Source organism: Agrobacterium sp. NPDC058088 (assembly GCF_042885035.1).
Taxonomy (GTDB): Bacteria; Pseudomonadota; Alphaproteobacteria; order Rhizobiales; family Rhizobiaceae; genus Agrobacterium.
This window is the reverse complement of the sequence record NZ_JBHVSU010000010.1, coordinates 46,449-71,984: the sequence shown is the minus strand read 5'-3', so window position 1 is coordinate 71,984 and position 25,536 is coordinate 46,449. Positions and strand designations below refer to the sequence as shown.

General features: G+C 59.8%; 24 protein-coding genes. 16 read left to right on the top strand and 8 right to left on the bottom strand.

From position 1 onward, the window contains the following. From ACFVTJ_RS21245 to ACFVTJ_RS21200, 10 genes are all read left to right on the top strand, one after another. Entirely contained in the window at window positions 1-864 is an 864-nt protein-coding gene (locus tag ACFVTJ_RS21245; RefSeq protein WP_386910578.1) for a branched-chain amino acid ABC transporter permease, read from the top strand. 1 nt (window position 865) lies between these two features. Continuing rightward, complete coding sequence (locus ACFVTJ_RS21240; protein ID WP_386910577.1) at window positions 866-1,873, top strand: branched-chain amino acid ABC transporter permease; 1,008 nt, start codon at window positions 866-868, stop codon at window positions 1,871-1,873. Further along, window positions 1,870-2,634, top strand: a complete 765-nt coding sequence (locus tag ACFVTJ_RS21235; protein WP_386910576.1) for an ABC transporter ATP-binding protein — start codon at window positions 1,870-1,872, stop codon at window positions 2,632-2,634. The genes ACFVTJ_RS21240 and ACFVTJ_RS21235 overlap by 4 nt, the downstream gene beginning before the upstream one ends. Then, on the top strand, window positions 2,615-3,331 hold the full coding sequence (locus ACFVTJ_RS21230) for an ABC transporter ATP-binding protein (protein WP_386910575.1): 717 nt from the start codon (window positions 2,615-2,617) through the stop codon (window positions 3,329-3,331). The genes ACFVTJ_RS21235 and ACFVTJ_RS21230 overlap by 20 nt, the downstream gene beginning before the upstream one ends. A gap of 253 nt (window positions 3,332-3,584) precedes the next feature. Beyond that, complete coding sequence (locus tag ACFVTJ_RS21225; RefSeq protein WP_386910574.1) at window positions 3,585-4,400, top strand: MurR/RpiR family transcriptional regulator; 816 nt, start codon at window positions 3,585-3,587, stop codon at window positions 4,398-4,400. Window positions 4,401-4,604: 204 nt separating this feature from the next. Next, the gene (gene iolC / locus ACFVTJ_RS21220; RefSeq protein WP_386910573.1) at window positions 4,605-6,521 is read left to right on the top strand and encodes a 5-dehydro-2-deoxygluconokinase; all 1,917 of its coding nucleotides are present in this window, start codon (window positions 4,605-4,607) and stop codon (window positions 6,519-6,521) included. Next, on the top strand, window positions 6,518-8,344 hold the full coding sequence (gene iolD, locus ACFVTJ_RS21215; protein WP_386910572.1) for a 3D-(3,5/4)-trihydroxycyclohexane-1,2-dione acylhydrolase (decyclizing): 1,827 nt from the start codon (window positions 6,518-6,520) through the stop codon (window positions 8,342-8,344). Before iolC ends, iolD begins: the two co-directional genes overlap by 4 nt. 1 nt (window position 8,345) lies before the next feature. Next, complete coding sequence (iolE, locus tag ACFVTJ_RS21210) at window positions 8,346-9,254, top strand: myo-inosose-2 dehydratase (protein ID WP_386910571.1); 909 nt, start codon at window positions 8,346-8,348, stop codon at window positions 9,252-9,254. A 238-nt stretch (window positions 9,255-9,492) separates the two neighbouring features. Further along, window positions 9,493-10,305 (top strand): 5-deoxy-glucuronate isomerase, encoded by an 813-nt coding sequence (gene iolB / locus ACFVTJ_RS21205; protein WP_003519834.1) that lies wholly within the window; start codon window positions 9,493-9,495, stop codon window positions 10,303-10,305. A 237-nt stretch (window positions 10,306-10,542) separates the two neighbouring features. Further along, entirely contained in the window at window positions 10,543-11,670 is a 1,128-nt protein-coding gene (locus tag ACFVTJ_RS21200) for a Gfo/Idh/MocA family protein (RefSeq protein WP_386910570.1), read from the top strand. Window positions 11,671-11,832: 162 nt separating this feature from the next. On the opposite strand, the gene ACFVTJ_RS21195 is transcribed toward ACFVTJ_RS21200, so the two are convergent. The 3 genes from ACFVTJ_RS21195 to ACFVTJ_RS21185 all read right to left on the bottom strand — a co-directional run bounded on the left by ACFVTJ_RS21195 (window position 11,833) and on the right by ACFVTJ_RS21185 (window position 14,854). Next, entirely contained in the window at window positions 11,833-12,795 is a 963-nt protein-coding gene (locus tag ACFVTJ_RS21195) for a 2-hydroxyacid dehydrogenase (RefSeq protein ID WP_386910569.1), read from the bottom strand. 393 nt (window positions 12,796-13,188) lie between these two features. Beyond that, window positions 13,189-14,211: a LacI family DNA-binding transcriptional regulator gene (locus ACFVTJ_RS21190; protein ID WP_004433466.1), complete on the bottom strand. Its 1,023-nt coding sequence runs from the start codon at window positions 14,209-14,211 to the stop codon at window positions 13,189-13,191. 133 nt (window positions 14,212-14,344) lie between these two features. Next, on the bottom strand, window positions 14,345-14,854 hold the full coding sequence (locus ACFVTJ_RS21185) for a MarR family winged helix-turn-helix transcriptional regulator (RefSeq protein ID WP_386910568.1): 510 nt from the start codon (window positions 14,852-14,854) through the stop codon (window positions 14,345-14,347). 79 nt (window positions 14,855-14,933) lie between these two features. On the opposite strand from ACFVTJ_RS21185, the gene ACFVTJ_RS21180 reads away from it, so the two are divergent. From ACFVTJ_RS21180 to ACFVTJ_RS21170, 3 genes are all read left to right on the top strand, one after another. Beyond that, a complete protein-coding gene (locus ACFVTJ_RS21180) occupies window positions 14,934-15,734 on the top strand; it encodes a creatininase family protein (RefSeq protein WP_386910567.1) in 801 nt (266 codons plus the stop codon). Between the two features lie 114 nt (window positions 15,735-15,848). Continuing rightward, window positions 15,849-16,958 carry a CobW family GTP-binding protein gene (locus tag ACFVTJ_RS21175; protein ID WP_386910566.1) on the top strand — a complete coding sequence of 370 codons (1,110 nt, stop codon included), beginning with the start codon at window positions 15,849-15,851 and terminating at the stop codon, window positions 16,956-16,958. 476 nt (window positions 16,959-17,434) lie between these two features. Then, window positions 17,435-18,427, top strand: a complete 993-nt coding sequence (locus tag ACFVTJ_RS21170; RefSeq protein WP_080793901.1) for a WD40 repeat domain-containing protein — start codon at window positions 17,435-17,437, stop codon at window positions 18,425-18,427. Between the two features lie 56 nt (window positions 18,428-18,483). Here the strand turns inward: ACFVTJ_RS21170 and ACFVTJ_RS21165 are convergent, their stop codons facing one another. The 3 genes from ACFVTJ_RS21165 to ACFVTJ_RS21155 all read right to left on the bottom strand — a co-directional run bounded on the left by ACFVTJ_RS21165 (window position 18,484) and on the right by ACFVTJ_RS21155 (window position 21,350). Then, complete coding sequence (locus tag ACFVTJ_RS21165) at window positions 18,484-19,665, bottom strand: MFS transporter (RefSeq protein ID WP_386910565.1); 1,182 nt, start codon at window positions 19,663-19,665, stop codon at window positions 18,484-18,486. A 211-nt stretch (window positions 19,666-19,876) separates the two neighbouring features. Then, window positions 19,877-20,524, bottom strand: a complete 648-nt coding sequence (locus tag ACFVTJ_RS21160) for an outer membrane protein (RefSeq protein ID WP_386910564.1) — start codon at window positions 20,522-20,524, stop codon at window positions 19,877-19,879. Between the two features lie 538 nt (window positions 20,525-21,062). Beyond that, complete coding sequence (locus ACFVTJ_RS21155) at window positions 21,063-21,350, bottom strand: hypothetical protein (protein ID WP_078053196.1); 288 nt, start codon at window positions 21,348-21,350, stop codon at window positions 21,063-21,065. A 272-nt stretch (window positions 21,351-21,622) separates the two neighbouring features. Between ACFVTJ_RS21155 and ACFVTJ_RS21150 the strand changes: the two genes are divergently transcribed. From ACFVTJ_RS21150 to ACFVTJ_RS21140, 3 genes are all read left to right on the top strand, one after another. Then, the gene (locus ACFVTJ_RS21150; RefSeq protein WP_386910563.1) at window positions 21,623-22,801 is read left to right on the top strand and encodes a hypothetical protein; all 1,179 of its coding nucleotides are present in this window, start codon (window positions 21,623-21,625) and stop codon (window positions 22,799-22,801) included. A 96-nt stretch (window positions 22,802-22,897) separates the two neighbouring features. Further along, window positions 22,898-23,539: a DUF1007 family protein gene (locus ACFVTJ_RS21145; protein ID WP_386910562.1), complete on the top strand. Its 642-nt coding sequence runs from the start codon at window positions 22,898-22,900 to the stop codon at window positions 23,537-23,539. Beyond that, entirely contained in the window at window positions 23,533-24,582 is a 1,050-nt protein-coding gene (locus ACFVTJ_RS21140) for a nickel/cobalt transporter (RefSeq protein ID WP_386910561.1), read from the top strand. The genes ACFVTJ_RS21145 and ACFVTJ_RS21140 overlap by 7 nt, the downstream gene beginning before the upstream one ends. Here ACFVTJ_RS21140 and ACFVTJ_RS21135 read toward each other — a convergent pair. Both ACFVTJ_RS21135 and ACFVTJ_RS21130 read right to left on the bottom strand, forming a co-directional pair. Then, window positions 24,573-24,803, bottom strand: coding sequence for a hypothetical protein (locus ACFVTJ_RS21135; RefSeq protein WP_063950490.1), 231 nt, complete (start codon window positions 24,801-24,803; stop codon window positions 24,573-24,575). The genes ACFVTJ_RS21140 and ACFVTJ_RS21135 overlap by 10 nt on opposite strands. Continuing rightward, window positions 24,796-25,482 carry a GNAT family N-acetyltransferase gene (locus ACFVTJ_RS21130; protein ID WP_386910560.1) on the bottom strand — a complete coding sequence of 229 codons (687 nt, stop codon included), beginning with the start codon at window positions 25,480-25,482 and terminating at the stop codon, window positions 24,796-24,798. Before ACFVTJ_RS21130 ends, ACFVTJ_RS21135 begins: the two co-directional genes overlap by 8 nt. Between the last annotated feature and the right edge of the window lie 54 nt (window positions 25,483-25,536).

Below are 25,536 nucleotides of genomic sequence, written 5' to 3'. Positions count from 1 at the left end.
ATGCAGACGGTCTTCAGCATCCTTATCGATGCGCTTGCCTATGGCATGGTCCTTTTTATCATCTCTATCGGCCTTTCGGTGACGATGGGGCTGATGCGCGTGGTCAACCTCGCGCATGGCGCATTCGCCATGATCGGCGGTTATCTCGCCTCCTATGCCGCCCACGGCCTCGGTCTCGGTTATGCGGCAGCGATCCTCGTCGCCATCGTCGGCACCATCATCATCGCCATACCGCTTGAGCGTTTTCTCTATCGCCGCATCTATGGCGCTCCGGAGCTGACGCAGGTGCTGATGACCATCGGCATCACATTCTGCATCATCGGCATCGCCAATTTCGTCTTCGGCCCGACGCTGAAGACCATTCCGCTGCCGCAGCAGCTGGCCGGCCCCACCGATCTCGGCTTCCGCACCATCGCCACCCACCGCATCTTCGCCATTGCCTGCGGTCTGGCCGTAGCAGGCGCATTGTGGTTCACCTTCGAAAAGACCGCCTTCGGCATCAAGCTGCGGGCGGCAGTGGACAATGCCGCCATGGCGGCGGCACTCGGCGTGCGTACCGAAGTCATCTATGCCGTCAGCTTCGCCATCGCCGTCGGGCTTGCCGCCATGGGCGGCGTCATCGGCGCGGAACTGCTGCCGGTGGAGCCCTATTATGCGCTGCGCTACATGGTCACCTTCCTCGTGGTAGTCTCGGTCGGCGGCGCGGGCTCCATTCCCGGTGCGCTCATCGCTTGCCTGCTGCTCGGCGCCATCGATACGACGGGGCGGTATCTTGCGCCCGAATACGGCGAATTCTTCTTTTATCTGGCGGTCATCGTGATCATCACGCTGTTCCCGCGCGGCCTTCTCGGAAGGACGAAATGAGATGGCGGTGCTCATGAACGACGTAACCGAAAAGGCCAGGATCCCGAAGGCGCGCTCGCCGCTGCGCGCGTTGGGCGGGCCCCTTGTCATCATCGCCGCCGCCATCATCGGTTATTTCCTGTTTCCGGATAATCTGGCGCTTCTGACGCGCATCATCGCGATTGCGCTTCTGGTGCTGTCGATCGATCTCGTCACCGGTTATTGCGGCGTCGCCACGCTCGGCCACGCCGCGCTGTTCGGCGCAGGTGCCTATGCATCCGGTATTGCCGCTGCTCATTTCAACATCACCGATCCGCTGCTGATGACCGCCATCGGCGCGGCTGCGGGCGGCCTGGCCGGGTTGCTGTCAGGCACGGTTCTGCTGCGCGCACATGGCCTGCCGCAACTGGTGCTCTCCATCGCCGTCATCCATCTGTTCCATGAGGCGGCCAACAAGGCGTCGAACTGGACCGGCGGCAGCGACGGCCTGTCAGGCGTGTCACCCGATGCGCTGTTCGGCACCTTCGAATTCGATCTTTATGGCCGCACCGCCTATATCTATGGCGTCTGCCTGCTGCTTGTCGTTTTTCTGGCGCTTCGGGTCGTTGTCAATTCGCCCTTCGGCATGTTGTGCCGTGGCGTCAAGCAGGACAGCATCCGCATTCAAGCCATGGGCGGCGCCGTCAATGGCACAATCCTGAAGATGTTCGTTATTTCAGGCATCGTCGCCGGCATCGGTGGCGCGCTCAACGCCATTTCCACGCAGGTCGTCGGCCTGGACAGCCTCAGCTTCACCCTATCGGCCGAGGGTCTTGTCATGCTGGTGCTCGGCGGCGCGGGCTCGCTTTACGGCGCGCTAATCGGCACCGTCACCTTCATGTGGTTCGAGGATGTCGTTTCCGCCGCCAATCCGTTCCATTGGCTCACCATCGTCGGTCTGCTGCTGATTGCCGTCGTGCTTTTTGCGCCACGCGGACTTTATGGCGCGGGTGAGCAGATCATCGCGCGTCTGCGGGGAGATCGCAAATGAGCGCCATTTTCGAAGTGACCGGCCTGCAGAAGAATTTCGGCGGCCTTATCGTCACCAACAATGTGTCGCTGTCGCTTTCGCCGGGGGACCGTACCGTGCTGATCGGCCCCAATGGCGCTGGCAAGACGACCTTCGTCAATCTCGTCACCGGCAATATCAAACCCTCGGCCGGCACGGTACGCATCGCGGGCGAGGACGTCACAAGCCTCAGCGCCAGCCAGCGCGTAAAACGAGGCCTCGTGCGGTCCTTCCAGGTTACACGGCTGTTTCAGGACATGACGCCGGAGGAACACGTGGCGCTTGCCATTCTCCAGCGGGAAGGCAAGACGGGACGGATCTTCGGGCGTTATCGCGCCATGCCCTCCGTCATGAGCGAAGCCCGCGATATCATGGGCACGCTCGGCCTTCTGACGCTCGCCGAAACCCGGGTGCGTGAAATCGCCTATGGCCAGCAGCGACTGATCGAAATTGCGCTTGCCATGGCGCTTCGCCCGAAAATCCTGCTGCTCGATGAGCCCGCCGCAGGCGTGCCCTCCACGGAAACGGCGCGCATCGAACAGGCGCTCGACCGGCTGCCCGCCGACCTCGCCATCCTGATGATCGAGCACGACATGGATCTGGTCTTCCGTTTTGCCAAACGTGTGGTGGTGCTTGCTGCAGGTGCGGTGATCTTTGATGGTTCACCTGAAGACGTCACCAGCAATGCGGAAGTCCGCCAAGCCTATCTGGGAAGTTACGCCGATGCCCGCAGCGCCGCTTGAAATCGTCAACCTCACCGCCGGTTACGGCCCGACAAGGGTCATTGAGGGCCTGTCGCTTTCCGTACCGTCGGGCTCGCGTTTCGCCGTGCTCGGCCGCAACGGCGTCGGCAAGACAAGCCTCTTCGCCACGCTGGCTGGACAGACGAAACGTTTTTCCGGCGATATCAGCATCGGCGGGCAGGACATTACCGCCCTCCCGAGTGCGGCGCGCGCCCACGCCGGTCTCGGATACGTGCCGCAGACGCGTGACGTGTTTCCGACGCTGACAGTGGAGGAAAACCTGTTCGTCGGCCTCAAGGGACGACCAAAATCGGCCATCGAGGAAGCCTACACGCTGTTTCCACGCCTGAAGGAAAGGCGCCGCAATTTAGGCTCGCAACTGTCAGGCGGTGAGCAGCAGATGCTATCCACCGCCCGCACCATTCTCGGAAAGCCACGGGTGCTGCTTCTCGATGAACCGCTCGAAGGCCTTGCCCCCGTCATCTGCGAAGAACTGATGGCCGCCTTTTCCAAACTGGCACAGTCAGGCGAAATGACCATTCTTCTCGTTGAACAACGCATCCAGATGGCCATCGATTTCGCAGACCACGCCATCATCATGGAACGCGGCCGCATCGTCTGGAATGGGCCGTCGAGCGAACTGACGGCAAATCCGGATATTATCGATACGCATCTCGGGGTGGGTGGGCTGCACTGAGTCCACCCCACCACCCTCATTCCTGTGCTTGTCACAGGAATCCAGCCAGCCCAAGTCCTTGGGCTGGAAGGACTCTCTCGCCGCGCAGACGCGCCTCAGCTGGATCTCTGTGACAAGCACAGGGATGAGGAGAATATGCTGGTCCCTCCTGCCCCTGGTCCCGTCCATCACTCCTACCTCTAAAAAACCCAATGGAATAAAAATTCCATTGCAGTTACAGTGCGCGGGATTCAATCTGCATAAGGGAACGACAATGACGGCAATCGAGGCGCCAGAATCCGTAAAGGCATTTGAGGAGCGGTTGCTCCATGTCGCGGAAGGCTTGCCGAAACGATTGCGTCAATGCGCGGATTATGTCGCATCCAATCAGGATCGCATTGCCGTCTCCACCGTCGCCGAAATGGCTGAGGGTGCAGGTGTGCAGCCTTCGGCCTTTATGCGTTTCTGCCAGATCATGGGCTTTTCCGGCTTTTCGGAGATGCAGCGCCTGTTTCGCGATTCGTATGTTGGCGGCTGGCCCGACTATACCACACGGCTCGACCATCTGCGTGAGAAAGGGGATGAAAGCGCCTCCGGCTTACTTGCGGAATTTGTCGAGGCCGGCCGTTCCTCGCTGGAAATGCTGCTGAAATCGGTCGATACACGGCAGTTGGACGAGGCCGTTTCGATACTGGCAAAGGCGCGCACCGTGCACATCGTCGGTTTACGGCGCTCTTTTCCCATTGCCAGCTATCTGGCCTATGCCTTCGAAAAAATGAAGGTGCCCGCGGTTCTGCACAGCGCTGTTGGCGGACTTGGCAATATCAGCGCCATCTCCAGTGACGACGCGCTGATCGCCATCACATTTTCCCCCTACTCCGCAGAAACGCTGGAACTGGCGGGGAATGCCCGCGCCAGCGGCATTCCGGTCGTTGCGCTTTCGGATTCTGCGGTCAATCCGCTGCGCAAGTCCGGCGCGACGCTTCTGACCGTCACCGAGATCGATTTCGGCGCTTTCCGCTCCCTTTCCGCCACGCTCTGTCTCGCCATCACGCTGGCCGTGGCTGTGGGAACACGCAAGACGGCCTGAATATTTTTATTGAAAACGGAAAAAATAGAATTTATGATCCAAATCCATGAAACGGACATTCCACGACGGTCCTTCTCGTGACGGACAAGTGAGCGGAGGAGGCTCACCGGAGCGGGGATGGCAATAGCTGGCGGCATGGTTGCCTGATCCGCTCGACACACATGAGGCAGACCGCGCCAGCGTGCGGTGCTAAGGAGGAACCTTTTGAAAAAACTTGATCTCATCACGATCGGGCGCTCGTCTGTTGACCTTTATGGGTCGCAGGTTGGTGGCCGTCTGGAGGACATGGCCTCCTTTGCCAAATATATTGGCGGCTCTCCCACCAACATCGCAGCGGGTGCTGCGCGGCTTGGCCTCAACAGCGCCGTCATCACTCGCGTCGGCGACGAGCACATGGGCCGCTTCATCCGCGAACAGCTCGTGCGCGAAGGCGTTGACGTGCGAGGCTTGAAAACCGACCCGGAGCGCCTGACGGCGCTGGTGCTGCTCGGGATTCGTGACCAGAACCAGTTTCCGCTGATTTTCTACCGCGAAAACTGTGCCGACATGGCGCTCAGCGAAGACGATATCGATCCCGCTTTCATCTCCGAGGCGGCTTGCGTCTGCGCCACCGGCACACATCTGTCGCATCCGAAGACGGAAGCGGCGGTGCTGAAGGCGCTGAAACTCGCCCGCGAAAATGGTGCAAAGACCGCGCTCGACATCGATTACCGCCCCAATCTCTGGGGTGTGGCCGGCCATGGCGATGGCGAAAGCCGTTTCGTGGAATCGCAGAAGGTAACCGCCAAGCTGCAATCCACCCTGCATCTCTTCGATCTGATCGTCGGCACGGAAGAGGAGTTCCACATTGCCGGCGGCTCGACCGATACACTGACCGCGCTGAACGCCGTCCGCAAGGTTTCGAATGCAACTCTGGTGTGCAAGCGCGGCCCGATGGGTGCTTCGGTCTTCACCGGCAACATTCCCGCAAGCCTGGATGACGGGCAGACGGGCGAAGGTTTCCCGATCGAGGTCTTCAACGTTCTGGGCGCTGGTGACGGTTTCATGGCCGGGCTGTTCCGCGGCTGGCTGCGCGGCGAAGACTGGCCGACAACACTGAAATACGCCAATGCCTGCGGCGCCTTTGCCGTCTCCCGCCATGGCTGCACGCCTGCCTATCCAAGCTGGGAAGAGCTGCAATATTTCTTTAAAGCCGGCATTCGCAACAAGGCGCTGCGCAAGGACGAGGCGCTGGAGCAGGTGCACTGGTCCACCAACCGCAAGGGCGATTGGGAAACCATGCGCGTCTTTGCTTTCGACCATCGCATGCAGCTGGAAGCGATCGCCGACGAGCTTGGCGTCAAGCACGAGCAGATCGGCGCTTTCAAGAAGCTTTGCCTTCAAGCTGCGCAAAAAGTTTCCGGTGGGGAAACGGGTTATGGCATTCTCTGCGACGGACGCCTTGGACGTGACGCGTTGTTTGCCGCCAGCGGCTCCGGTCTCTGGATCGGCCGTCCGGTGGAATGGCCGGGCTCGCGCCCGCTGACGCTGGAACCGGAACTGGGCAAGGATTTTGGCGGGCTCTCCGAATGGCCGCTCGAAAATGTCGTCAAGGTTCTGTGTTTTTATCACCCTGACGACACCGATGAGATGCGCGCCGCGCAGGAAGAGACCGTGATACGGCTGTTTGAGGCAGCACGCCGCAACCGGCTGGAAATGCTGCTCGAGGTCATACCCTCCAAGGTCGGCCCGACCGACGATCTGACCGCCGCCCGTATCATCGAGCGCTTTTACGAGATTGGCGTTTACCCCGACTGGTGGAAGCTGGAGCCGATGAAAACCACGGCGGCATGGAAAAATGCCTGCGACGCCGTGCATCGCAACGACCCTTACGTGCGGGGCATCGTCGTTCTCGGTCTCGACGCACCGCAGAGCGAGCTGGAAGAAAGCTTCCGTCTTGCGGCCGGTTTCGATCTGGTCAAAGGTTTCGCCGTTGGCCGCACGATTTTTGCCGACGCCGCCCGCGGCTGGCTCTCGGGCAAGATGACCGACGAGGAAGCGGTCAAGGATATGGCGCAGCGTTACACCAGCCTGTGCCGTATATGGGATGAGGCGCGCGCCAAAAAGGGAGAGGCAGCGTGAAGACAGTAAGATTGACGGCTGCGCAGGCCATGGTTCGTTACCTGGCAGCGCAGATGAATGAACATGGCGAAACCTATATTGCCGGCATGTGGGCAATTTTCGGCCATGGCAATGTCGCCGGCATCGGCGAAGCGCTGTATGGCATCCGCGACGAGCTGCCGACCTATCGCGGCCAGAACGAGCAGTCCATGGCCCATGCGGCCATCGCCTATTCCAAGCAGCTGCGCCGCCGCCGCGCCATGGCGGTCACCTCTTCCATCGGCCCCGGTGCTGCCAACATGGTAACGGCGGCAGCGCTGGCGCATGTCAACCGCCTGCCCGTTCTGCTCATTCCCGGCGATGTCTTCGCCAATCGTGGCCCGGACCCAGTGCTGCAACAGCTCGAAGATTTCGGCGACGGCACGATGACGGTGAATGACTGCTTCCGCCCCGTCAGCCGCTATTTCGACCGCATCATGCGGCCGGAACAATTGCTGACCGCCCTTCCCCGCGCCATGCGCACCATGACGGACCCGGCCGATTGCGGCCCCGTCACGCTCGCCTTCTGCCAGGATGTGCAGGCGGAGGCCTATGATTATCCCGAAAGCTTCTTCGAAAAGCGGGTCTGGCGCCAGCGCCGTCCTGAGCCCGATGTTGTGGAATTCGAAGAGGCCGTCGCTGCGCTGAAGGCCGCGAAGAACCCCATCATCGTTGCTGGTGGCGGCGTTCATTTCGCCGGTGCGACGGAGACGCTGAAACGCTTTGCCGAAACCCATTCCATCCCCGTTGTTGAAACACAGGCCGGCAAATCGGCATTGGCTTGGGATCATGATCTGAATTTCGGCCCCGTTGGCGTTACCGGTGCGGAAAGCGCCAATATCATCAGCGAAAAGGCCGATCTGGTCTTTGGTGTCGGCACGCGTTTTCAGGATTTCACCACGGGTTCCTGGGCACTGTTCAAAAACCAGAACCGCAAGATCCTGGCGCTCAACGTCCAGCCCTATGATAGCGCCAAGCACGATGCAATCAGCCTGACGGCGGATGCCAAAATCGGGCTTGAAAAACTCTCCGCAGCCCTCGGCAGCCATCGCTTTGCAGCGCCGAATGCCGGTCTTAAGGCAGCGTGGTTCGAAAAAGCCGATGCCGATACGGCGGCGCCGGGCGAAGAGCACGCAAACAGCCTGCCCACCGATATGCAGGTCATTGGTGCTGTCCAGCGCCAGTCGCGCGACAATACCGTCGTCATGTGCGCGGCGGGCACGATGCCGGGCGAGTTGCACCAGCTGTGGAAATCCAAGCTGCCGCTCTCCTATCACATGGAATACGGCTTCTCCTGCATGGGTTACGAGGTCGCCGGCGGCCTCGGCATCAAGATGGCGGAACCGGACCGGGACGTGATCGTCATGGTCGGCGATGGCTCCTACATGATGATGAATTCCGAGCTTGCGACATCGGTCGCCATGGGCGTGAAGATCACCCTCGTCATCACCGACAACAGGGGTTACGGCTGCATCAACCGCCTGCAGATGGAAACCGGCGGCGCGGAGTTCAACAACCTTTACGCCCATACCAACGTCAATCCGATCGCCATCGACTTCGTTGCCCATTCCGGCTCGATGGGCGCGGATGCACGCAAGGTTTCCACCATAACCGAGCTGGAAGAGGCCCTCGCCGCCGCCCGTGCCTCCAGCCGCACGACCGTCATCGTCATCGATACCGACCCCTATCCGACCCCGCAGGCCGGTGGCCACTGGTGGGATGTCGCGGTGCCTGAAGTCTCAGACCGCGCCGAAATCGGCCCGGCCCGCGCCCGTTATGAAAACCATGTCAAGGAAAGACAGTAAGATGATCCGTTACGGCACCAACCCCATCGCCTGGTCCAATGACGACGACCGCACGCTGGGCGCCCATATCAGCCTGGAGCAATGCCTTGATGAAACCGCCAAGATCGGTTTCGACGGCATCGAAAAGGGTCACAAATTCCCGACCGACCCGGAAGGTCTGAAGGGCGTGCTTTCGCCACGCGGCCTCTCCTTTGTCTCGGGCTGGCATTCGCTGAACCTTGTGACGGACAGTATCGAATCTGAAAAGAAAGCAATGCAGCCGGCGCTCGATCTCCTGAAAGCCATGGGCTCCAAGGTCATCATCGTCTGCGAGACGTCCAACGCCATCCACGGCGCAGACGACACGGCGCTGGTCGACCGTCCGCGCCTTGCGGCCGAGGACTGGGCATCGTTCGGAGCAGGCGTGGAAGCGCTGGCCGCCTTCGCCGCAGAACAGGGCATCACCCTCGTTTATCACCACCACATGGGAACGGTGGTCGAAAGCGAAGACGAGATCGACCTCCTGATGCAGCACACCGGTCCGAAGACGCATCTGCTGCTCGATACCGGCCATTGCCTGTTCGGCGGCGGCGACCCTGTTCGCGTTGCGCAGAAATACATGGACCGCGTTGGCCATATTCATGCCAAGAACGTGCGCCCGGTCATTGCCGATCAGGTCCGCAACGAGCGGCTCTCCTTCCTCGAAGGCGTTCGCCGCGGCGTCTTCACCGTGCCTGGCGATAACGAAGGCGGTGTAAACTTCCCGCCCGTGCTGAAAGTGGCGGCCGAGCATGGTTACAGTGGCTGGTTGGTGATCGAGGCCGAGCAGGATCCTGACGTGCGCAACCCGTTCGAATATCAGAGCCTCGGGCTGAAATCGCTGAAGGCCTTCGCGCGGCAAGTGGGGCTGGATAAGGCTGAGGCTGCTTGAAGCGTCGGGGTAGCACCAGTGTATACGTCGTCTAAGGATCGCATACTCCGGCGCAACCCTCTCCCCCTCATTCCTGTGCTTGTCACAGGAATCCAGCCGATGCGCGTCGGCGCGGCGGGAAGACTCCTCTCAGCCCAAGGACTTGGGCTGGCTGGATCCCTGTGACGAGCACAGGGATGAGGGAAACGCGGGAATAGCCGCTCAATGAATTGAACTGCTCACAAAAAGGAACACCACCATGACCTCACTTCTGCGCAAGCCGGTCGCGACCAGCGGCAAGGTGCACGATATCACGCCCCAAAGCGCGGATTGGGGTTATGTCGGTTTCGGCCTTTACCGACTGAAGCCGGGCGAGACGGCAGCGGAAAACACTGGCGACACGGAAGTCATCCTCGTGCTGGTCGAAGGCAAGGCGACGATTTCCGCAGGGGGTAAAGACTTCGGAGAACTCGGTGACCGCATGAATGTGTTCGAGCGCAAGCCGCCGCATTGCGTTTATGTTCCTGCCGGTTCCGAATGGTCGCTGACCGCCACAACGGATTGCACCGTTGGCGTCTGCACCGCACCCGGCGAAAAAGGCAGCCGCGAGGCGCAGCAGATCGGGCCTAACGGTGTGCAACTGACCGAGCGTGGCAAGGGCGCCAATACGCGCTACATCTTCCCAATCGCGATGGAAGAACGCGATGTGGCCGACAGCCTGCTGGTCACGGAAGTCTTCACGCCCTCCGGCAACTGGTCGTCCTATCCGCCGCACCGGCATGACGAGGATAACTACCCCGACATGACCTATCTGGAAGAGACCTATTACCACCGGCTCAACCCGGCGCAGGGTTTCGGTTTCCAGCGCGTCTTTACCGAGGACGGGTCGCTGGACGAGACCATGGCTGTATCGGACGGGGATGTCGTGCTGGTGCCAAAGGGCCATCACCCCTGCGGCGCGCCCTATGGTTATGAGATGTATTATCTGAACGTGATGGCCGGGCCGATGCGCAAATGGCGCTTCAAGAACCACCCGGACCACGACTGGATTTTCAAGCGCGATAATCCGTAAGGCATTTCAGGCAAACATCGCCGCCTCCTCATCCCTGTGCCTGTCACAGGGATCCAGCCAGCCCAAGTCCTTGGGCTGAAAGGAGTCTTTCCGTCGCGCAGACGCGCGTCGGCTGGATTCCTGTGACAGGCACAGGAATGAGGGAGTGCGCGAAGACACGTCTTGAGATTGTCTTGGCACACAACAAACGCAATTAACGAATTGTATTAATTCCAATAATTTCGGGAGGAGAATACCATGACCGCTCTTGGCGTGGGCCTTATCGGCACCGGTTACATGGGCAAGTGCCACGCTTTGGCGTGGAACAACGTCACGAGCGTCTTCGGGGATGTGGAACGCCCCCGCCTTGTGACGCTTGCGGAAGTCAACCCCGAGCTGGCCGCGAAGAAGGCCGCCGAGTTCGGTTTTGTCCGCTCGACAGGCAACTGGCGCGACCTGCTATCCGATCCCGAAATCGACGTCATCTCGGTCACCACACCCAATGCCTTTCACCCCGAAATGGCGATTGCCGCGCTGGAGGCCGGCAAGCATGTCTGGTGCGAAAAACCGATGGCGCCCGCCTTTGCTGACGCGGTGAAGATGCGCGATGCCGCCCGCCGGTCCGGCAAGGCAGCGGCGATGGGTTACAACTATATCCAGAACCCCGTCATCCGCCACATCCGCCGCCTGATCGACGACGGCGCGATCGGCAAGGTCTATCATGTGCGTGCCGAAATGGACGAGGACTTTATGGCCGATGCCACCCAGCCCTTCTACTGGAAGAGTGAGGCGTCCTCCGGTTACGGCGCACTGGATGATTTCGCCGTGCACCCGCTATCGCTGCTTTACGCCCTCTTCGGCCACGCAGAAAGCGCCATTACCGATATGGTCAAACCTTACGAGACCCGTCCGCTTGCCGGCGGCGGCGAGCGGGCCGTCGAAACGCATGATCTTGCCAGCGTTCTCCTGAAGCTCGAAGGCGGCATTTCCGCCGTGCTCATCGCCAACCGCTCCGCCTGGGGCCGCAAGGGGCGCATCGCCATCCAGATATATGGCTCCACCGGCTCGATCCTGTTCGATCAGGAGCGGATGAACGAGTTCCAGCTCTACACCACGGATGGACGCCCGGAAGAGCAGGGTTTCAGAACGATCCTTACCGCCCCGCATCACAAGCCCTATGACCGCTTCATCCCTGCCCCCGGCCACGGCCTCGGTTTCAACGATCTGAAGGTGATCGAATGCCGGGAACTGATCGCGGCCATTGACGGCAAGAAGGCCCATATCATCGATTTCGAGGAAGGGTTGAAGATCGAGCGCAGCATTCACGCCATGGCGCGATCTTTTGCCGAAGGGCGCTGGGTGGGAAGCGCGGAGATCGTGGAATAGAACGCCCACAACGGGCGAAAACGTCTCCTCCGTCATGCCGGACTTGATCCGGCATCCAGCCACGGCGCGTCTGCGCCGTGAGAGGAGCCTTTCGCGATCAAAGACTTGATCGCGCTGGACCCCGGATCAAGTCCGGGGTGACGGTGCGTGGAGGTTCCGACCTTACTCCTTAACCGGCGTTTCCGGCACCGGCGTCAGCACCTTGCCGTCCCGGAACCAGCCGAGAATATTGTCAGCCACCAGATCAGCCATCGCATTGCGCGTCGGGATGGACGCAGAAGCGACATGCGGCAACAGAGAGACATTCGGCAGCGACAGGAAGGCTTCCGGCACCTTCGGTTCGGCATAAAACACGTCGAGACCGGCAGCACCCAGCGCACCGCTTTTGAGCGCCGCAAGAAGCGCTTCCTCATCGACGCTGGAACCGCGACCGACATTGATGAACACGCCCTCAGGCCCGAGCGCGGTCAGGATTTCGGCATTGATAGCCTTGTGCGTCTCCGGAGTACCCGGCACGATACAGATCAGCGTATCGACGGCCTCAGCCATCTCCTTCAGCGAAGCGTAATAGGTGTAGGAGAGTTCGTCGCGCTTGCTGCGGGTGTGATAGCCGATCTCCACCTTGAAGGGTTCAAGGCGCTTGGCGATTTCCTGGCCGATGCGGCCCATGCCGAACAGGCCGACCTTGCGGCCGCGCAGCGAAAACGGCGACAGCGCGAACGGGCCTTCGCCAACCCATTTGCCATCCCGCAGCCACGTCTCGGCCTGATAGAGACGGCGCACGGTGTTGATCAACAGTGCGATCGTCGTATCGGCCACTTCGTCATTCAGCACATCAGGCGTATTCGTCACCACGATGCCACGCGTGGCAGCGTGTTTGGCGTCGACACCATCATAACCCACGCCGAAATTGGCGATGATCTCGAGCTTTGGCAGCGGATCGATCCATTTGGCGTTGACGGCGCCGGAAACAGCAATGGCATTGATGCGCCCGGCCGCACCCTCAGGCAAAACCAGCTCGGCACCGGCAGGCACTGCCACAATCTCAACCTTGCCTTCGAGGCGTTCGAGAACGCGCGGGTTTATCTTGCCGGGAACGAGAACGACGGCCTTTTTGTCAGACATGAGCGGATATTCCTCCAGATAACATTCCGATATCAGAAGTGGTCGTCAGGCGAACCGCTTGCCATCCCACTCCTCAGGGCGGCGATCCTTTCAAACAACGGCGGCCGTGAAAAGGCCAATAAGGAGATGTTATGGGGACAGAGGGCAGTTTCTTGCCGATTTTTTGGCGCATGCGCTTGCGTCATGCTGCTTTTCTGCAGCACTTGCAAGGTCGTCATGCCGGACTTGATCCGGCATCCAGTCAGCCCAAAACCTTGGGCTGAGAGAGTCTTTTTCACCGCGCAGACACGCAGTGACTGGTTTCCGGCTCAAGGCCGGAATGACGGAAGAAGTGAACGTCGCGAACAACCAAGAACAGGCAGCCTGCCGCATCCATGCTCCCGGGCGATATGCTCACACGCGCGGCCGCACCGGCCCGGTCGATTGCCGAATACGCATTTCCGGTTTGATGAGGTGAATTCCGTCAGGCTCATGGCTGCCCGCCAGCCTGTCAAGCAGTGCGCGGGCCGCCAGGCGCCCGACCTCGGCCTGACCGTTAGAAACGGTGGTGAGCGCCGGGGTGGCGATGGCAGCTTCTTCCAGATCGTCGTAGCCTGTTACCGAGATATCGACACCCGGCACCAGACCGGCGCGGGAAATACCGTTCATGAGGCCGATGGCAACGAGATCGTTCCAGCACACGGCGGCGGTCGGCTTCTGCGGCAGCGACAGGAAATGCACCGCCGCCTCGAAACCGCCCTGTTTGGAGCGTGGGCCGGGAATGCGCAGGTTCGGATCAACCTCGATGCCCGCCTTGCGCAGCGCATTGACGTAACCCTGGTAACGGTCACGTCCCGTCGAGGTCTGGTCGGTGCCGCCAACCATGGCAATGGTGCGGTGACCGAGGCTGATGAGGTGGTTGGTGGCGAGCGAAATGCCGTAGCTGTCATCGCCGCGATAGGTCGGCATGTCGACGCCATCCATCGAACGGGCCACCAGAATGGCCGGCATGCCGTTTTCTTCGGCGAGCGTCATGTCCTCGATCGGCGTGCCGATGGCGGGCGACATGATGATGCCGTCGGAGCCGAGCTGCAGCAGCGTTTCGATGAAGGTGCGCTGCTTTTCAACCGAATCATAATGGTTGGACAGGATGAAGGTCTGGCGGCTGCGGTCCAGCTCGCTTTCAATGGCTTTCAGGATCTCGCCATAGAAGGGGTTCATCACATCGTGGAACACCACGCCCACAATGCCGGAGCGCGAGGTGCGCAGACTGGCGGCGCGCCGGTTATAGATATAACCCAGTGCCCGCGCCTGTTCCTTGATCTTGTCACGCGTGTCGGAGGCAACCAGCGGACTGTCGCGCAATGCCAGTGAAATCGTGGCGGTCGAAAGACCGAGGCTTTCGGCAATCGTCGACAGTTTAACTTTTTGTGCCATGGCATTCCTCCCCAAACGCATGTCAGCGACGGATGTCCCTGTTTAAATCGCAATTAAACAATTTAAACAAAATCCGCAACCCGTTTAAGGAATACCCATAAAACAAAGGGCGCACTTTAAAAATTTCAACAAATTATTGAAGATTGGCGTCGATTGCCTTGAGAAGTTTAACAACGTTGCGAATATCCTTGGCGGAAAGCCCCTCTATGGCCCTCGCCCCGCAATCCGCTATCGATGTGTTGATGTGCTCGACGCTCTTTAGGCCCGCTTCCGTCAGCTTCACCAGCGTCACACGACCGTCTTCGTCATCGCCGCTGCGTTCCACGAAACCCTGGGCTTCCATGCGGCCGATGGTGCGGGTCATGGTTGGGGCTTTCACGCCGAGTTTCTGGGCGATCTGGCCGGGTGTCAGGCTGCCTTCCTGCGCCAGCGCCAGAATGACGCCGTCCTGGCCCGCATAAAGGCCGCTTTCGGCAAGGCTGTGGCTCAGCGCCGTGCGCATGGAGCGGGCGGCCTGGGTAATGGATTGCGCCAGTTCCTCGGGGTTGAAATTCTCATCCCTCTTTTTGACGTCCTTTACCTTCTTGCTGCCCTTTTCCTTCTTGGCGCTTTTGTCCTTATGCCCGGATTTGTCCTTGCTCATATGCGAGTGCCTTTTACCCTGTGGCGGAACCGATATATGTTGCTGGAAATCCTTACCGAATGCTCGCGCGGACTGCCAGATGCCAAACTCATACACGCATTATCACGACGAAAACGTAACAGACCCTCATCTTCGCGCAACAGGTGCAATTTCCGTGCTGCCGCTCGGCGCGCACGAGCAGCACGGCCCCCACCTGCCCTTCGAGACCGATACGCTGATTGCGGCGGGCATCGTCTCCCGCCTCGCCGCCGTTTTGCCTGCTCATCTGCGGGTCAGCCTCCTGCCGGTGGAGCCCGTCGGTTATTCCATCGAACACATGAATGTGCCTGGCACCAAGACGCTGCGTTATGAGGAGGCTGTAGAACGCTGGCTCGGCATTGCGAAAGCCGAATATGAAAAGGGTGTACGCAAATTCGTGATGCTGAACGCCCATGGCGGCAATTCACCGCTGATGACCATCGTCGCCACCGAGGCGCGCGCCCGTTTCGGCATGCTGGCGGTCGCGACAAGCTGGACCCGTTTTGGCGTGCCGGCCGATATCGTGAAGCCGGAGGACAAGGCGGTCGATATTCACGGTGGCGATATCGAGACATCCGTCATGCTGGCGCTTCATCCCGAACGAGTGGCAATGGAAAAGGCCGCAAACTTCCCCTCGCGCCAGAGCGATTTCACTAGCCGCTTCAAACACCTGCGCGCCTATGGCCCGCACGCATTCGGCTGGCTGATGAGCGATCTCAACTCTCATGGCGTTGCCGGAAACGCCGCCGCTGCCTCTGCGGAAAAGGGCGAAAGGCTGATTTCCCATGCGGTCAACGGCCTGCTCGAACTGCTTGAAGATGTCCACGCTTTTGACATAACGTTATTTCATAACAAAATTTGAAAAACTCAGCCGAAAGCGGCCAGAATCCCTTTGAACTGCCCGAACGTCGCGCCTATATGGACGACGACACTTCTCCTTAAGGCCGCAACCGGCCTTGCTCCATACGAGGTTTCCATGACCGAAACAGCAACAGCCAAGCCCATTCCAGTCACCGTCCTGACGGGATATCTCGGCGCCGGCAAGACGACGCTTCTCAACCGCATTCTCTCCGAGAACCACGGCAAGAAATACGCTGTCATCGTCAATGAATTCGGCGAGATCGGCATCGACAACGATCTGATCGTCGAATCCGACGAGGAAATCTACGAAATGAACAATGGCTGCGTGTGCTGCACGGTGCGTGGTGACCTCATCCGCGTCGTGGAAGGCCTGATGCGCCGCCCCGGCCGCTTCGACGGTATCATCGTCGAGACGACTGGCCTCGCCGACCCTGTGCCCGTCGCCCAGACCTTCTTCATGGATGACGACGTGCGCGCCAAGACCGAGCTCGATGCTGTCGTTGCCCTGGTTGACGCCAAGCATCTGCCGCTACGCCTGAAGGACAGCCGCGAGGCCGAAGACCAGATCGCCTTTGCCGATGTCGTTGTTGTCAACAAGACCGATCTCGTTTCGCCGGAGGAAGTTGCCCGCATCGAAGATATCGTGCGCGCCATCAATCCTTCCGCCCGCATCTACAAGACCACCCGTTCCGGCGTCGATCTCGCCCGGGTTCTCGATCAGGGCGCCTTCAACCTGGAACGCGCGCTGGAAAACGACCCGCATTTCCTCGAGCACGGCCATGACGACCACGTTTGCGGCCCTGATTGCGATCATCATCACGATCACGATCATCATGACCATGACCATGACCACGGGCATCATGACCATGGGCACGACCATGGCCACGATCATCACCACCATGGCGCGGTATCCCCGATCCATGACGTGACGGTACAGTCGGTTTCGCTACGCGGCGGCGAGATGAATCCCGAGCGGTTCTTCCCGTGGATCCAGAAGGTCACCCAGACCGATGGCCCGAACATTCTGCGCCTCAAGGGCATCATCGCCTTCAAGGGCGATGCCGAGCGTTACGTGGTCCAAGGCGTGCACATGATCATCGAGGGCGATCACCAGCGCCCGTGGAAGGAAGATGAAAAGCGCGAAAGCCGTCTCGTCTTCATCGGACGCAAACTGGACCGCGAGAAGCTGGAGAAAAGCTTTAACGCCTGCCTCGCCACCGCCTGATCCTTATCCCTCCGTCACCCCGGTCCTGAGCCGGGGTACGGCTGCGTTCCCGACGCACGTTCTTCGACACCGTACACGGCAGTTGAAAATCATTGACGCTCCGGTGCTCTCGGCTCACCCCCCTCTGTCCTGCCGGACATCTCCCCCTCAAGGGGGGAGATCGGCAAGGCGCTCTCTCGTCACTTAATTCTCGACGCACGAGAGACGCTAAACCTAGCCACGGAACGATCTCCCCCCTTGAGGGGGAGATGCCCGGCAGGACAGAGGGGGGTGAGCCCGGAGCGCAGAACATCAATGATTTTCAACCGCTGTGCCGGGGGTGATTCCTCTACCACAAAGAATTCTATCTCCTTGATTTCGCGAATCGTCCGAACGTAAAAGCGGTTCCGCTTTTGCCGGAAATGCTCTAGAACCATGCCAGCCAGCGGGAATGACGCTCCCGCCAATCAGACACAGATACGAAAGACCGATGCCCCATGCCGACTGTTGCCCCGCTTGATATCGAAGGCCACGTGGTCTCGACCCATTTTCTCGGCGACATTCCCCTGTTTGCCACCGCCGCCGGCACCATTCACCGGCTCGATGGCGGCGAGAAGGTGACTGAGGCGCATGACGGGCTTTTGACCTGCATTCGTGACCCCTACAGCGCCACGCTGCTTTCCGGCGGCGAAGACGGGCGTGTGCTGCGTATAGGCCATGATGGCAGCATCAGCGAGATCGCCAATGTACCGCGCAAATGGGTAGGCGTCGTTGCCGGCGGCCCGCAGAAGGCGGTTGCTTATGGCGTCGGCAAATCCAGCTTTGTCCGGCTGTCGGACGGCACGGTCAAGGAATTCAAGGAAGAACGCACGGTTGAGGCGATCGCCTTTGCACCGAAGGGCCTGCGCATTGCCGTTGCCCGTTATAACGGCGTGACGCTGCATTGGGTGGCGACGGCAGGCGACCCCGTCGATCTGGAGTGGAAAGGCGCGCATACCGGCGTCACCTTCTCGCCCGATGGCAAGTTCCTCGTGACCACCATGCAGGAAAACGCCCTGCATGGCTGGAAGATGGAAGCCACCAAAGGCGGCATGGAAGCCCGCCACATGCGCATGACGGGTTATCCCGCCAAGGTCAAATCCGTGTCATGGTCGGCAAAGGGCAAATGGCTCGCCTCATCGGGCGCACCGGCCGCCATCGTCTGGCCCTTCTCCGGCAAGGACGGCCCGATGGGCAAGGCCCCGGAAGAACTCGGCAGCCGCGCCAACATCATGGCCACCAATGTCGCCTTCCACCCCGTGGAAGATGTTCTCGCCATCGGCTTCATCGACGGCATGATCCTCGGCGTGCGCCTCGCCGACGGCAAGGAAGCCCTGCTGCGCCGCCCCGGCAAGGGTGCGATCACATCCATGGACTGGAGCGCCACCGGCAAACTGCTCGCCTTTGCTTCGGAAGCGGGTGATTGCGGGATTATCGATATTTCTGCGTGAGGGATGATCGGGCCGCAAGGCCATATGAAATCCTCCCCTGCTATCACCGGAACACCCTATTCCGCCACCTGCCGCCTCGTGAGAAACAACAGCAGCAGCGCCGCACCCGCCCCGACTGAAGCAAGGCGAATAGAGGTGCCGAAGCTGGCATATTGCGATACGAACCCCATCAGCGGCACTGCAAACAGCGCGGCGAGAAAAATCGAATTCATATAGAGCGCCGTTGCCCGCGCCGTGCGTCCGCGGGCAAAGCCCTGCACGAAGGTGAGACAGGTGCCGGCGAAAAGGCCGTAATAGGCCCCCTCCATCGCAGCCCCCACCAGCATTGCGGGCAGGGTCGTGACCGAAGCGATGATGTTGAAGGCGATTATCGCCGTTATCGCCGCGCCACTCAGCAGCAGCCGTGCACTGATCCGGCGCATGATGCGCGGCGCAAGAAGAATAAGCAGGACTTCCATGGCGCATTTGACGCTGAGCGACAGGCCCGGCGCATAGTCCGGCAACCCCACTTCACGCACCAGAAACACCGGCAGTGCCGAAGCGCAGAGCGCATGGGCGAAAGACATGCAGAAACTCGCCGCCGCCGCCATCAGCAGCGGCAGGTTGCGTCCCACCTCGCCGGCGCCCTCATTCCGCCGCTCCATCGGGCAGGTCTGGCCACGGGGCACGATTGTAAACGCAAGCGCCCCCCATGTCGCCGCCATCAGCATCGCGTTCACGAAGACGGCTTTTGCACCGGCAAGATCGACGATCAGAAAAGCGGCAGCCGGCAACAGCATCCATGCCAGCGATACCATCATCCTGAGGAAAGCATTATAAGCAACGGTGTCGAGCGCTGAGATCCGGCCATGATAACGGCCATAACTGAAGACAAGGGTGGTGGCCGCGTTGGAAAGCCCCATGCCCGTCGCCGTTATCGCGACCAGCAGCGCCAGATGCCCGAAACTCGCAGCGGCCGCCGCCACGAAGGCGCCTGCGACGGACAGCAGCAGCAACGGCCTGACCCGCACGCCGGCATCCACCCGCTCGCCATAGATGCGACTGGCGACGATGGAGGCAAGCGCCGCCGTCACACTGTAAAGTCCGAGCGTGGCCGGCGGGTGGCCAAGCACCTGAATGATATAGAACCCGATAAACGGCACGATGGCGGCATTGGTGCTGCCGGCGATGAAAACCAGCAACGCGATCAAATAGGCCTGACGATCAAAAGCGCCCGGCGGAGTGCTTTTCTGTAGCATGGGAATCGACTGGAGACTGGCAGGTGCGAGTGGATTGGAACCCACCATCCCATCAAAAGGGTGCGCTGTTCAAGCCTGCGCGAAAGGCAATGTGCGTTTTCGTTTCCGGCAGAATAGCTTCAAGGTTCGCCGGATCGATGCCAGGGCCGCCGCATGAGGTAGGTGGGGCGTCGCAACGGTGCGGCGCCCCCTGTCGAAAACGAAATATAGGTCAGAACTTCACGCCAAGGCCAACCTTGACGACGTGTTCGCTGACATCACCGGTCGAGGTGATCGGGCCGGTATGGTAGGTTTCCTTGCCGAAGTCGTTGTAACGATATTCGACACGTCCAAACAGGTTGTTGGTGAACGCGTAGTCTACGCCTGCACCAACGGTCCAACCGTGCAATACCTTGCTGTCCTCACCAAACGGTGCCTTAACCTTGCTGTCCGTCGCGGTATAACCGGCGGCCGTGTAGATCAGTGCGCGGTCGATCGCATAACCGGCGCGCAGGCGCGCAGAGCCGTTCAGGCCTGCCGAAACCTCGCTGGTGACGATGGTCTTGTCGCCCCAGGCGTAACCAAGATCACCCTCGACGCCGAGAACGACAGAGGGGGCAACCTCGGCATTATAGCCTGCGAAACCGGAAAAACGGCCGCCGTCAAATTCATGCTTCGTGGTGACGCCGAAAGTCGTCGATTTGACCCGGTTCCAGCCGTAACCCGCAGACGCGCCTAGATAAACGCCATCCCAGGAAAAAGCGGGCGCGACGTCGTTGACGACAGGCGCGGACGGAATGTCGCTGACCGCGTCGGCAGCAGCAGCAGCAGTGGCGAGACCGCCGAGCAGGCCGAGCGCGAGAAGAGATTGTTTCAACATGCGATAGCTCCTTGAAAGTAACATCCCGTCACCTGCGGGCTGCGAGTATTTCGCGACCAGAAGCGCAGCATCTTGACGGGGTTAGCGCACCCCCAGATTGAAGAACATCGTGGTTAAAATCGCGTAAATGACCTTGATAAAAAGGTCGCGATGGAACGTATTCCTATTAGGATTTTCAATATTTAACTAATATAAAAAGAATTCGCACCGGTATCGACAGATCGTTCGCACCCACTCAAAAGCAGCTCTGATCACACCAGAAAACCATCATGGGTAGTGGACATTCGGCATCCTTGTGCACGTGTTCACGCAAGCAACCCAGGCAAAAAAAGAGGGCCGCAGGCCCCCTTCCAGTCATGCGATGCGCCGTTTGTTCTTGCCGGAAACGCCTTGCGTCAAACGGACGCAACTCGAGGCCCATTTCCGACTTTATGCGCTTTGCGCATCGTCTGCGTCGAAAATCCCTGATGATTTTCGAGCTGTCCCGTGAGAGCGGGATGGCGAAAGACAATGGTTTCGCCATCCCTTTCTTCATTCCTTAGTGCCGACGCTTCTTGCCGCCGTCATTCTTGTTGTCGATGACATCGACTGACGTCTTGTTGCCGTTCAGCACGCCGTTCAGGATGCCGGTCTTGTTGCCATTCAGAATCCCGTTATTGGACAGGATGCCGTTGACACCGAGATCGATGCTCGGCGAGACCACGACAAGGGCGCCGCCCTTGTTGCTGTTGCCGGACAGGATGCCACCCAAAAGACCGCCCGCATTGGCCTGACCAACGGAAGCGACAGTAAGAATAGCGGCTACACAAGCGAACTTAGCAATCATTTCTCTCTCCTCTTATTGTTTGATCACGCCATGTGGCGTAACTGAACTGTATATTTAGAGGATTCTAATTCAAGCAAAGGCTAATATTACAATAAACAGTTAACTTTAATACTGGTGATTTTAATAGAATTTTACAGATCTTCTTACAGGACCTGCCCGCGATTATTTTGGTATTGGCGTCCTGGATTTTGGGTACACCAGTAAAATGGCGCAGGAGACTTTATTAACCATCCAAATATAAGATATTGCTTAATTAGAGACCGGAGATGCGAATGCGGCTGGGGGGATATATCGCGCTTGTTCTCGGGCTTGCCTGCGCCGCCGGTGCGCGGGCAGGTGAAAACGCCGATGAGCATAATGTCACCTACAAGTCCGGGATCGCCTATGACAGCAATTATTTCGCCGATACCAACAGGCTGAGCGCCATTTCGCTGCGCGCTGGCTTAGGGCTTAACGGCAAGGTCATTCTTGACGGCGCGGAACTGCGTTACTCCCTCGAGCATGAAGAGGTCCGCCTCCCCCGCTACAGCTTCGCCAATGAGCATAACACCATCGCCGCATTGGGGCTGACGAAGCGCTTTTCTGACAAGCTGGAATGGGCAATCGAGCTGCGCGGCACCCGTAGCGATGCCGGCGATATCTTCCTGCATCTGCCGGAAGAAGACATCGGGTACCGGCGGCTCGATCACAAACTGGAAGCCTCTTCTCAGCTCGGCATCCTCGCTCTCGGCGGCAAGAACACGCTGACGGCAAGTTTTGCCAGCCTGATGAAGGGCAAGGCAAGGTTCCGCCCGGCCTATTTCATGCCCACCCGACTGGAGGCCAACGAGGCGCTTTTATCCCTGAAGGCCGAACACGCGCGCCCGCTTGCCGGCGGCGAGGCGGGGCTGACCGTTGCCTATGACCGCATTCTTGTGCCGGAAGGGCAGCAGGAAAAATACGAGCGCTTCCAGGCCAATACGCTGCGCGGTTCGCTCGCCTATGGCTACAAGTTCTCCGAACGTTTTGCGGTTCTGGCCGAAGCGGGTCTCACCACCATTTCCGGCGACGAGATCAGCGACAAGGTGAAACGCACCCGGCCCTATTTGCGCGCCGAAGCCGAGATGAAGGCCTCCGAGCGCCTCGCCTTCGGTATCGGCTATTCGCAGGACTATACGCTCTTCGATCCGGATGACCCGATTGCCGAATTCCATCGCCGCTGGCAATTCGTCGTCAAAAGTAAACTCTCCGAAAAGGTCGGGCTCGATCTTGCGCTTCACCAGGTCCATAAGGACTGGATTTATTACAACTACGACAGCAGCGAGCGCAGGTTGGTGGCCACGCTGTCGTTAGATACCGGCAAGAACAGCAAGCTGGAACTGGAATTCAACCGCCTGCTGCACGGCGAGCGCGATACTGACCTTGCTTACGACGGTTCCAGCATCACTTCCCGTTTCACGGGCACCTTCTGACGTCGCTTTGAAAGCCGCGGTGGATCAGGTCGAAATTCGGTCCCAATTTCTGCTAGAGTCGGGCCTTCGAGATTCGACGTCAGGACAGACCGTATAATGAACAGACGACTATTGCTTCTTGCGGCTGGCCTGACCTCCATTCCCGTTGCGGCGTCGGCGCACCCGCACATCTTCGCGGAAGCCCGCATGGAAATCGTCGAGGGGCCGAATGGCACCATCCAGGAAGTGCGCAACATCTGGCGTTTCGACGAGATGTTTTCGGCAAGCGTGGTGATGGATTACGACAAGAACAGCGACCTGAAGCTGGACAAGGACGAGCTGGCCGAGATCGGCAATACGGTCAAGGAATCGCTTGCAGAATATTCCTATTACACCTTCATCACCGACAACGGGAAACCGGTGGAATTTTCCAAGCCTGACACCATTCATGTAGACTACAAGGACCAGCAGATCCTGATGTTCTTCTCGGTGAAGCCGGTGAAACCGCTCGCCGTCAAGGGCAAGCTCAGTTTCGGCGCCTGGGATCCGACCATGTATACGGCGATCGACTTCGCCAAGGACAGCGATATCGCCACACAGGGCAAGGATTTGAATGCCTGCAAGCATCATATCGTTCGCCCTGACCCCGACGAAGTAATCTCGCAGAACCAGAGTTCGCTCACCGACGCCTTCTTCAACGACCCGACGGGCACCGACATGACCAAGCTCTTCGCCACCCGGCTGGAGATATCATGCTGAGCCGCAGGGCAGGCCTTGCCGCCGTCGCCATCGGCCTCCTTGCCGTGGCGAGCGCTGCCCATGCGCAATCGCCGCTCGGCATCGGCTCGGCCGAGCCTTCCTTTTCCGTCGGCGGGCCGTTTGCGCCGCTGATGCAATGGATCAACGTGCACCAGCAGATGTTTTACCGGGCGCTGACCGGCGCACTGAAGGCAATGCGCGAGGATGGCTGGGCGCTCGGCTCGCTGATCGGCCTTTCCTTTGCTTATGGCGTTTTCCATGCCGCCGGCCCCGGCCACGGCAAGGCGGTCATTTCGTCCTACATGATCGCCAATGAAACCCAGCTGAAACGCGGCATTCTCATTTCTTTCGTCTCGGCGCTCATTCAGGGCTTGATGGCCATCGGCCTCGTTGGTGCTGCCTGGCTGGTGCTGCGCGGCACCTCCATCACCATGACCAAGGCAACGCAGGCGATGGAGATCGCCAGCTTTGCCATGGTGGCACTGTTCGGGGCCTGGCTGCTCGTGCGCAAGCTCTGGTCGCTGCGTATCCGGCGCGAACCGGTTCCCGTTTTCGTCACAGCGGGCGAGTCACCTGCGGCCAGAACCACCGGCATGGGCACGGGGCTGCGGTTTCAGGGCAAGCCGGTCTTTGCAGATCACGACCACAACGGCACGGGCGATCTCTGCAACGCCTGCGGTAAATCTCATGCGCCCGATCCGATGCTGTTGAAGAGCAAGAATTTCAGCCTGCACGAGGCGTGGTCGGCCATCATCGCCGTGGGGCTCCGGCCCTGCTCGGGTGCGATCATCGTCATGAGCTTTGCGCTTCTGAACGGTCTTTATCTCGGCGGCGTGCTTTCCGTGCTCGCCATGTCGCTCGGCACCGCCATCACGGTATCGGCCCTCGCCATCATGGCCGTCTCGGCCAAGGGCCTCGCCGTGCGCTTCGCTGGCCCCGGCAGCCGCAAGGCGGCCGGCATCAGCCACGCGATCGAAATCGCCGGCGCGCTGTTCGTGCTGATCATGGGATTATTGCTGCTCGGCGCGTCGCTTCAGTTCTGATGATCGCGGCGGCGCTGGTAGCGGGCGCGCAGCCAGAACAGCAGGAAGAAACACAGGACCGCAACCGCGCCGAAGGCGGCGGCGAGCCAGGGCGAATAGTCGCCCAGCCAGAGCATGATCTTCGGCATGACGAAGAACACGATCCCGAAACCGACGATGATAAGGGCGGCGGCGATGGCCGGCGACCTGTCCTTTTTCTCAGATGTCGGCGTATCAGGCATTGGCAAGCTCCGCGCGAATATCCTCAAGCTTGCGCTTCTGGTTGCCATCGGCCTCGAAATTGTCAGGCGAAAGCCAGGCTTCGAAGGCCCTGCCGATCAGCGGCCATTCGCTATCGATCATCGAAAACCATGCTGTATCGCGGTTCTGGCCCTTCGCGACCATGTGCTGGCGGAAAACGCCTTCGAAGGTGAAACCATACCGTTTCGCGGTGGTCTTGGAGGGCTCGTTTTCGTTGTGGCATTTCCACTCGTAACGGCGATACCCCAGATCCTCAAACACATGTTTCGCCATCAGGTAATGCGCCTCGGTGGCAAGCGGCGAGCGCTTCATCTTTGCACCATGGGCGACGGAGCCGACCTCGACCACACCATTGGCTGGATCAGGCCGCATGTAGCTCGCCATGCCGACAACGTCGCCGGTGGCGTTTTCAACGAAGATCAGCGTGATCCAGTTGAGTTTTTCGCCCGAGCCGACAAGCCAGTCACCAAAGGCATCGGCATCGGGAAAGGCGCTTTGCGGGAAGTATCTGAGCAGCGCATTCACGCCCTCGCCGCCAAGGGCGTCCCAGAGCCTTGTGAGGTGTTTTTGGCGACCGAACGGTTCAGCGGTCACATAACGACCCTTCAGCACCACCGGCTGCGGTGCCGGACATCCCTTGAAATCACTCAGATCGCGCATTCTCTTCCCCATTTTTCTGGGAGAAGGATTAGGGCAAGCGGGGCGGGATGACAA